The sequence below is a fragment of the Deinococcus aquiradiocola genome, from assembly GCF_014646915.1.
GTDB classification, from domain to species: domain Bacteria; phylum Deinococcota; class Deinococci; order Deinococcales; family Deinococcaceae; genus Deinococcus; species Deinococcus aquiradiocola.
Map to the genome: position 1 here is coordinate 36,963 of NZ_BMOE01000020.1, position 7,775 is coordinate 44,737.

Sequence of the window (7,775 nt, forward strand, 5' to 3'; positions counted from 1 at the left end):
GTGTAGGCGTGCGGGATTGGGGGGCGCGGTACAGCGCAGGCGTGGGGCGCGGCGCAGAGTGGCGAGATGCGACCTGTACCTGTTCGTCCTGGCGTCGGTCAGGAGTCCGTGTGGGAGTACCCGCGTCCGCCGAGGCTGGAGTGGAGTGACCGGCGGGTGGAGGTGTGGCTGGGCGGCGTGCGGATCGTGGAGGCGGCCGGGGCGTTCCGGGTGCTGGAGACGAGTCATCCGCCCGTGTATTACCTGTCGCCGGACGCGTTCCTGCCGGGCGTGCTGAGTCCCGCGCCGGGCGGGAGCGTGTGCGAGTGGAAGGGCCGCGCGAGTTACTGGACCCTGTCGGCCGGGGGGCGTGTGGAGGAGGCGGCCGCGTGGAGTTACGGGTGGCCGACGCCGGAGTTCCTGCCGATCCGGGACCGCGTGGCGCTGTACGCGGGTCGGGTGGACCGCGTGACGCTGGGGGGCGTGACGGTGACGCCGCAGCCGGGGGAGTTTTACGGCGGGTGGATCACGCCGGACGTGGTGGGGCCGTTCAAGGGCGAGCCGGGCAGCTGGGGCTGGTAACGTGGCAGGGCCGGTTCAGCGGCGCGTGATGAAGTCGCGGATGTTCTGCACGATCTGCGTTTCGGCGGTGGCGCGTGTGACGGTGGGGACGCCGTCGCCGTTCTGGGGGCCGTAACGGCCGAAGAAGGCGTGCACGGAGCCGCGCACCGTGACGAGGCGCGTGCCTGCGGGGAGGCGCGTCAGGCCGTCCTTGACGTCGGCGGGGTCGGCGACCGTGTCGTGTTCACCCATCAGGTCCAGCACGCGCAGGGTCTTCTGGCCGCTCAGGGTGACGTTTCCGGCGGGGTACGCGCCCATCAGGATGAGGCCCTGCACCGTGCCGGGGTGGCTGCTGAGGTACTGGGCGGCCATCGCGCCGCCGAGGCTGTGTCCGGCGAGGTACACGGGGCGGCCCTGGGCGTAGTGCCGGATGACGCTGTCGGCGCGGCCGATGCCGGTGACGGCCAGGTCGAGCGGGAAGCGCACGATGACGGTCTGCACGCCCCACGGGGCGAGGGCCGTGCCGAGCCATTCGTACGCCTGGGGGCGCACGAGGCCGCCGGGGTACAGCACGAGGAGGCGCGTGGCGGGCGTGCCGACGGGCCGGATGTCGATCACGCCGCCGTCCTGCTCGGACCAGCGGGTGGTGGCGCGGGCGTCCGGGTACGCGGCGTCCTGCCCGAGCTTCAGGGCGGGGCGGTGCAGGGTGGGCCACAGCAGGCCGAGCGTGAAGGCGAGGGCCAGCAGCAGCAGGACGCCGGTGGCGCGCAGCCACGGGCGCGGGCGGCGGGGTCGGGCGGTGAGACTCGTCATGCCTTCAGTGTGCGGCAGGCCGGGGCGGGGACGTTCACGGGAACTTCACGCTCGCGTTCCGTACCACATCCGGCAATCCAGTCGGGGGGGCGCTGCATATAACAGGTCAGGAAGCAGCCAGGGAGCACCGGCTGCACAAGGAGCTCACCATGAAGAACATCACCCTGACCGCCCTCGTCCTCGCCACCGCCAGCCTGACCGTCGCTTCGGCGCAGGGCATGGACATGAAGTCCGCGTACGTCCGTGTCGTGCACGGCGTGTCCGACGCGCCCGCCGTGGACGTGTACGTGGACGGCACGCGCACCGTCGCCAACGCGCCCTTCAAGGCCGTCACCCCATACGGCAACGTGCCTGCAGGCAAGCACAACGTCATGATCACCGCCGCGGGCGACAAGAACACCGTCGTCTTCAAGGGCGACGTGACCCTCACGGCCGGCACGTACTACACGGTGGCCGCCGTCGGCTACCTGAAGAACCTCAAGCCGAAGATCTTCACCGCCAAGAGCCTGAACATGAACAAGGGCAAGGCCGAAGTGAACGTGTACCACCTCGCGCCCGACGCGCCCCGCGTGCAGGCCCTCGCGAAGGACTACAACAACGCCGCCATCCTGCCGATGGGCGTGGCGTACGGCAACGAGTACACCGTGAACGTCGACCCGATGGGCGTGAACCTCGACATCGTGCCGTTCGGCAAGACCACCCCGGTCGTCAAGAACCTCAGCGGCGTGTCCGTCGCGGGCGGCAAGAGCTACAGCATCTTCGCGCTGGGCACCATGGCCGGCAACACCCTGGATTTCGTGGTGACCGAGGACAAGGTCGTCGCCGACTCCATGATGGCGAAGTGATCGGCACGGCCTGACCCGCACGGGCCAGGCTGGGGGGGCGGCACGCAGCTTCAGGGCGGCGTGCCGCTCCTGCGTGTACAGGAGATGATGGGTGTACGGGCCGGTGGCCCGGAGGGAGGGTGAGGATGCGGGTGTTGAGGGCGTGGATTGCTGCGGTGCTGCTGAGCGCCATCGGGTACGCGCTGTTCGTGGCGAGCGGTGTGGCGTACCCGCCGCTGCGCCTGTTCGGCGCGTTGACGCAGCTGCTCGGGATTCCGAAGTTGTTTCAGCTGGTGCATCAGGTGTTCGGACTGGGGCAGGGCGGGAAGATCTTCGCGTTCATGGGCGTGGCGGTGCTGTGGCTGGGTGGGCTGACGCTGCTGGGCAGCGTGTGGCGCGGTCAGGTGGCTGGGCTGGTGGCGTGCGTGCTGACGCTCGTCTTTGCGCCGTGGCCGGTGGCGCTGGGGTACGGGATCGCGTTCTGGCTGCTGCTGGACGCCCTGCAGGCCCTGCTGGGGCCGCGCGTTGCGGGTGCCGTACGCGTTCCGGCCCGGCGTGGCGAGGGGCGCGTGATCGTGCCGCCCTCCACGGACGGGGCCGCGGTCACGGCGGCACCTCCGGCCCTGCCGGACGGGACGCGGCGCGCGACGACGGCGGCCCTCGCGGCGGGCGGGGCGCTCGTGGCGGGCGGCGGTCTCACGGCGCTGTTCCGGGATTCGGGCGGCGCGGCCGCGTCCGCCCCGGCCACCATCACGCCCGGCGGTCCGCTGCCGTTCGGCGTGACGCCCGTGGACCAGTGGTACTACGTGTCCAAGAACCTGGAGGCCTTCGACCCGACCGTGGACGGCGCGAAATGGCGACTGAAGGTGGACGGCCTCGTCCGGACGCCCATGAGCCTGAGCCTCACGGACCTGAAACGCTTCACGCCCGTCACGGAGGAACTCACGCTCAGCTGCATCTCGAACCCCGTCGGCGGCCCGCTCCTCTCCAACGGCGTGTGGGTCGGCTTCCGCCTCTCGGAGCTGCTGAAGGCGGCGGGCGTGCAGCCGGGCGCGAAGTACCTGCTGTGGGAGGCCGCGGACGGGTACACGGAGTCCCTGCCGCTCGGGCGGGCGCTGGAGGACGACGTGCTGCTGGTGCACACCCTGAACGGCGCGCCCCTCAACCGCAAGCACGGCTTCCCGCTGCGCGTCCTGATCCCTGGCCGGTACGGCATGAAGCAGCCCCGCTGGCTGACGCGCATCAGCCTGTCAGACCGGGACGTGCCGGGGTACTGGGTGAAGCGGGGGTGGAGCCGCACGGCGGAAGTGGAACTGCTGAGCCGCATCGACGAGCCGCAGGAGGTCAACCCGAACGTCAAGGCGGGCGCGTCGTTCGTGCGCGGCATCGCGTTCTTCGGCGGCAAGCCCGTCACGCGGGTCGAGGTGACGGTGGACGGCGGCAAGTCCTGGCGGGACGCGCGGCTTGTCGCGCCGCGCACCCGGTACGCGTGGACGCCGTGGGAACTGCCGGTCACGCTCACGCCCGGCAGTTACGAACTGGCGGTCCGTGCGTACTCCGGCAGCACCGAGCAGAAGAAGGCCGAGAAGGACGCCCTGCCGGAAGGCGCGACCGGCTACCATCACTTCATCGTGAACGTCAGCTGACACGGCCCTCAGCCAGGACCGCCCCGGCCTCTGTTCAACGGCCGGGGCGGTCTTGTATGCTGCCAGGGTTCCGGGGTACGGCCTTCACCTTGGCCCCCCGGAGAGCAGGACGGACAGCACAGCGGGAAACCACTTCAAGCGGACCCCCACCCATTCAGGGGTCACCGGCACGGCAGGCTTCGTCCTGCACAGCCGGATCATGAACAAGGCATCAGGGAGCAGCATGGAACGGATCGGTGTGTTTATTGACGGGGCGAACGTGTACGCGGCCGCCAAACGACTCGGCTGGAACTTCGATCACCGGAAGATCCTCGACCACTTCGCGGGCATGGGCCGCCTGTACAACGCGTACTACTACACGGCCGTCCCGTCCAGCGTGGACGACAAGCAGAAGCGCTTCATCGACGCGCTGACGTACATGGGGTACACGGTGCGCACCAAGGTGCTGCGCGAGAGCACCGACGATCACGGTGAGATGCACCGGCACGCGAACCTCGACATCGAGATCGTGACGGATCTGCTGTCGACCGTGGACCTGTACGACGTGGCGGTCCTGCTGACGGGCGACGGGGACTTCGAACGTCCGGCGGAGGTGCTGCGCGCGCGCGGGAAACGCGTGGTGGTGGCGAGCATCCCGGAGATGACGAGTTACGAGCTGCGGAACGCGGCGGACGAGTACATCGACTTCAAGGACATTCGCGCGGAGGTGGAACGCCCCGGCTACCGCCTGCCGAGCGAGGGCCGTGACGCGGGCAAGGCCGAGCGTGAACTGACGCGTCCCTTCTACATGACGGCCGCGGCGGACACCGATGAACGCTGAGGGCGGGGCGGGTTCGGGCCTGCCGGTCGCGCTGGACGCGGCGGGCGGGGATTTCGGTGCGCTGCCGAACGTGGAGGGCGCGGTCGCTGCGGCCCGCACGGGCCTGAAGGTGCTGCTGGTCGGGGACCGCGTGAAGCTGCACGCGGAGCTCGGCAAGTACCCGGGCAGCGCGTCCCTGCCGCTGGAGATCGTGGAGGCCGGCGACGTGATCGGCATGGATGACCACGCGAGCGACGTGCGTGGCCGCCGCGACGCGAGCATCAACGTCGCGAACCGGCTCGTGAAGGAGGGCCGCGCGTCGGCGGTGGTGAGCATGGGGCACAGCGGGGCCAGCATGGCGTCGTCGCTGCTCACGCTGGGCCGCCTGAAGGGCGTGGACCGGCCCGCCATCCTGACGCACCTCCCGTCCCGCAACGGGTTCATCACGATGCTGGACGTGGGCGCGAACGCGGACGTGAAGCCCGCGTACCTCGCGCAGTGGGCGGGCCTGGCGAGCACGTATCTGAAGGTCGTCGAGGACCGGCAGAATCCGTCGGTGGGCCTGCTGAGCATCGGCGAGGAGGACCACAAGGGCAACGCGCTCACGCTGGAGGTCCACGCCCTGCTGCGCGAGGCGGCGCGGCGCGGGGACCTGAACTTCCACGGGAACGTGGAGGGCCGCGACATCTTCCAGGGCACGACGGACATCGTGGTCACGGACGGCTTCACCGGCAACATCGCCCTGAAGCTCGCGGAGGGCGAGGCGAAGGTGCTGTTCGGGTGGGTGCGGGACGCGCTCGGCACGTCGCTGCTCAGCAAGCTGGGCGGGCTGCTCGTGCGGTCGTCGCTGCGCGGCGTGGCGGCGCGTCTCGACCCGAGCACGTACGGCGCGAGCCTGCTGATCGGCGTGAACGGCCTGAGTTACATCGGGCACGGGAGCGCCGACGCGCGCGCCGTCAAGAACGCCCTGCTGCGCGCGGACCGCGCGGACCAGACGCGCCTCATCGCGCGCCTGAAGGAAGGCCTGGAGACGGCCGCGCCGGTCGGCACCGACTGATCCCAACTTGAGCTGAGCTTCAGAAGTTCAGCCGAGCGTCTGTGGGCAGCGGCACTTCAAGGCACATGCGGCTTCTTCCGGCAGAGCTGCCGACGGTCGCCTCCAGGGGCGGCCGTTCGCGTTGCGGGCGGGCCGCACGGGTGGGGGCCGGGTGCATCTCTCATGCCGGGTTCGGTAGGCTGTGGCGGTGGACGTCCTGATCAATCACATGTCGCAGCCGGTGTACTGGTTCAAGCTGATCTTCACGCTGGGCGTCGGGTACGCCGTCTGGCTGGGCGTGATGGCGCTCCTGAAGCTCGTCACGCCGCACATCAACGCCCGCCTCTCACGTCTGCTGCGGGTCCTGTGGAGTGTCACGGCGGCGTACGGGACGCTCGCGGCGACCATCTTCGCGCTGCGGCTGGACGTGCCGCTGCTGTACGACCACGGCGAGATCGTCTGGAAGGGCGTCCGGGCGAGCAGCGGGCAAATCGTGGTGGTGGCTGCCATCGCGTTCATCGCGTGGAACCTCGTGACGATCGCCGCGAAACGCATCGTGCCGGAAAGCACGGACGGGGAGTCGTTCACGCGCCGGACCGTGCGCGTGCAGACGCTCACGTCCGTCACGGAGGGCTCGCTGCGGCTCGTGATCGTGATCCTCACGGCGATCAGCGTCCTGCAGGCGCTCGGCGTGAACGCCACGGCGCTGCTGGCAGGCGTGTCGGTGCTGGGTCTCGCGGTGGGGTTCGGCGCGCAGAGCCTCATCAAGGACGTGTTCACCGGGTTCTTCATCCTGCTGGAGGACCAGTACGGGGTGGGCGACATCATCCGCGTGAACGGCGGGACGCTGTCCGGCACGGTGGAGCGCCTCACGCTGCGCCTCACGGTCCTGCGCGCCCTGGACGGCACGGTGCACCTCATTCCGAACGGTCAGGTGCTGACGGTCAGCGTGAGCAGCAAGGACTGGTCGCAGGTGCTCGGCACGTTCACCGTCCCGAACGGCGCGGACATCGACCGGGCGCTGGAGGTCATGACGGAGGTCGCGCACGCACTGCACACCGATCCCGTCTGGAAACGCAAGTTCCTGGCCGCGCCGGACGTGCAGGGCGTCACGAACCTCAGCAACGACGGCATCGAGATCCGCACGCTGCTGAAGGTATTGCCCAAGTCGCAGTTCGCGGTGGGCCGCGAGTTCAACCGCCGCATCCGGATCGCGATGGACAGCGCGGACCTGGGCGTGCCTGGCCCCGCGCCCATCGAGGTGCGGATCAGCCGCGACCCCTCCCCCACCCCGGCGCAGGGGCCGGTGACGCTCGACAAGGTGGATGACCGGCAGATGGAGCCGGAAGCGAAGCAGGCCGAGAAAGACCAGCGGCGCGACCCGCAGAAGTGACGGAGGTGCGGGCCGTTCAGCAATGCCCCCGCTGACCGGCCCGCACCCGGATCACGCGCCGGTCAGGCCGGTGGGGGGCAGGTCGCGCGGGACGTGCGCTTCGAGCGTCCCGCCAGACAGCAGCTGGGAGAATTCCGCGCCGAGCAGCGTCTCCCGCAGGATGAGTTCCGGCACGATGACGTGCAGGCGCGGCAGGTACTCGCGCACGAGGCTCAGGACGCGCTCGTACTGCCGCTGGATGAGCAGCGAGACTTCCTCGTCGATGACGCGCGCCGTCTGCTGGCTGTAGTTGCCGGGCTGCATGCCGCCGCCCAGGTACGCGCTCTCGTCGCTGGCGAGGGCGACCTTGCCGAGGCGGTCGCTCATGCCCCAGGTGGTCACCATGCGGCGCGCGATGTTGGTGGCCTGCTGGAAGTCGTTCTGCGCGCCGGTCGTGACGGCCCCGAACACCACTTCCTCGGCGGCGCGTCCGGCGAGCGCCACGGCGATCATGTCCTCCAGCACGGGCCGGATGTAGTGCACGCGGTCCTCGCGGAGCGGCATCATGTACCCGGCGGCGCGGCCGCGCGGCACGACCGTCAGTTTCGACACGCGGTCCGCGTGCGGGAGGAGCTGCGCGGCGAGGGCGTGACCGACCTCGTGGTACGCCGTCACCCGCCGGTCCGCTTCATTGATCACCATGCTCCGCCGTTCCGGTCCCATCAGCACCCGGTCCCGCGCCTCG

At 70.1% G+C, this 7,775-nt stretch carries 7 protein-coding genes and 1 pseudogene; 6 read left to right on the plus strand and 2 right to left on the minus strand.

Annotation, left to right across the window (positions count from 1 at the left end):
• Positions 1–108 precede the first annotated feature (108 nt).
• On the plus strand, positions 109–561 hold the full coding sequence (locus tag IEY33_RS17815) for a DUF427 domain-containing protein (protein WP_229671137.1): 453 nt from the start codon (positions 109–111) through the stop codon (positions 559–561).
• A gap of 15 nt (positions 562–576) precedes the next feature.
• On the opposite strand, the gene IEY33_RS17820 is transcribed toward IEY33_RS17815, so the two are convergent.
• Positions 577–1,353 carry an alpha/beta fold hydrolase gene (locus IEY33_RS17820; protein WP_188964641.1) on the minus strand — a complete coding sequence of 259 codons (777 nt, stop codon included), beginning with the start codon at positions 1,351–1,353 and terminating at the stop codon, positions 577–579.
• 149 nt (positions 1,354–1,502) lie between these two features.
• Between IEY33_RS17820 and IEY33_RS17825 the strand changes: the two genes are divergently transcribed.
• The 5 genes from IEY33_RS17825 (at position 1,503) to IEY33_RS17845 (ending at position 7,051) form a co-directional block, all read left to right on the plus strand.
• Entirely contained in the window at positions 1,503–2,198 is a 696-nt protein-coding gene (locus tag IEY33_RS17825) for a DUF4397 domain-containing protein (protein WP_188964642.1), read from the plus strand.
• A gap of 125 nt (positions 2,199–2,323) precedes the next feature.
• Positions 2,324–3,823, plus strand: a complete 1,500-nt coding sequence (locus IEY33_RS17830; RefSeq protein WP_188964643.1) for a molybdopterin-dependent oxidoreductase — start codon at positions 2,324–2,326, stop codon at positions 3,821–3,823.
• A 223-nt stretch (positions 3,824–4,046) separates the two neighbouring features.
• The gene (locus IEY33_RS17835; RefSeq protein WP_188964652.1) at positions 4,047–4,643 is read left to right on the plus strand and encodes a LabA-like NYN domain-containing protein; all 597 of its coding nucleotides are present in this window, start codon (positions 4,047–4,049) and stop codon (positions 4,641–4,643) included.
• The gene (gene plsX / locus IEY33_RS17840) at positions 4,633–5,679 is read left to right on the plus strand and encodes a phosphate acyltransferase PlsX (RefSeq protein WP_188964644.1); all 1,047 of its coding nucleotides are present in this window, start codon (positions 4,633–4,635) and stop codon (positions 5,677–5,679) included. The genes IEY33_RS17835 and plsX overlap by 11 nt, the downstream gene beginning before the upstream one ends.
• 187 nt (positions 5,680–5,866) lie before the next feature.
• On the plus strand, positions 5,867–7,051 hold the full coding sequence (locus IEY33_RS17845) for a mechanosensitive ion channel family protein (RefSeq protein ID WP_229671138.1): 1,185 nt from the start codon (positions 5,867–5,869) through the stop codon (positions 7,049–7,051).
• A gap of 51 nt (positions 7,052–7,102) precedes the next feature.
• Here IEY33_RS17845 and IEY33_RS17850 read toward each other — a convergent pair.
• A pseudogene (locus tag IEY33_RS17850) lies at positions 7,103–7,775 on the minus strand (ATP-dependent zinc metalloprotease FtsH); the annotation flags it as partial.